The sequence below is a fragment of the Pseudoalteromonas sp. SG44-1 genome (genome assembly GCF_014164315.1).
In the GTDB taxonomy this organism is placed as follows: Bacteria; Pseudomonadota; Gammaproteobacteria; order Enterobacterales; family Alteromonadaceae; genus Pseudoalteromonas; species Pseudoalteromonas rhizosphaerae.
The window spans coordinates 1-1,009 of the sequence record NZ_JACJEW010000192.1 but is presented as its reverse complement, the minus strand read 5'-3'; the positions used below and the strand labels follow the sequence as shown (position 1 = coordinate 1,009).

Sequence of the window (1,009 nt, the reverse complement as noted above, 5' to 3'; positions counted from 1 at the left end):
GGGGAAACAGGAGCTACAGGGGAAACAGGAGCTACAGGGGAAACAGGAGCTACAGGGCCTCAAGGTGTAATCGGAGTTGCTGGCATTAATTGCTGGGATCTAAATGGTGACCGAGTCAATGATCTCGATGAAGATATCAATAAAGATGGTCTGTGGAATGCCTATGATTGCGCTGTCGCCGCTACTCCTGAACAAAACCAGACAGTAGAACTGAATCATCAGCATATGTGTGAGGCCTTAGCGGCAAACAATATATATCCAGTAGGCTGCCCATCCAGTACTCATACAGTCCCCACCGGTACATTGACAAGAATGATATCTACAAACTTTTTTGACGATGGTACGGGCAATAGACTTCTAAGCTGTGGCGATAGCCCAAGCAATGGATTACTCAGCATAAGCCTACGAGACTTCGTAAACTCAGATGGCGTTACCGTTAAGGAAGGGTGGTGGGAGCTAGAGGGCGGATATATCGCTAAATCAGGAACTATGTCTATATTTGAATCAGTTAATGGCGGGTGCCAGGACCTCTGTGCAGCTGATGCAGACTGCATCGCTTCGGTCGCTGTTAGAACATCGTCTGAATCTTCATCTTGCCGTTTATATTACCATTCAGATACTGCCATAAAATATGAGCGATTTTGTGGTAGGGAAATCCCTGGTGTCTTTAAAGCAGAAGATCAATGCAAACTAACTCTAGCCGCCAATGCTATTTGGGCGTCTAAGTGTCCATAACTTTGAATACTTAACACATATGAGCCTAAACTCTGTCAATAGGCACTAGTATTCTTTTTGACCGTTTTTATAAATGGACGGTCAATTCTAAATCAATAAACAAATTCGTTTACTTCGTCTGTCGATGCGGCTGTTAAGCAAGTTGCTTACGGCAAACACATATAGAGGCTCTCTTATTGCGATCTCATCGCAGCCTACTTTTTTCCATATCCTTATGGATTTGTAGGGGCACTAGACATTCATCGGTTAACCTAATCATGGCACTATTCAAGGC

1 protein-coding gene is annotated in these 1,009 nt (G+C 44.0%); it reads left to right on the top strand.

The genetic code is table 11. The annotated features are described in order from the left end of the window. The coding region (locus H5187_RS23685) for a collagen-like protein (protein ID WP_182798492.1) at positions 1-735 on the top strand (735 nt) is incomplete at its 5' end. Positions 736-1,009: the final 274 nt, after the last annotated feature.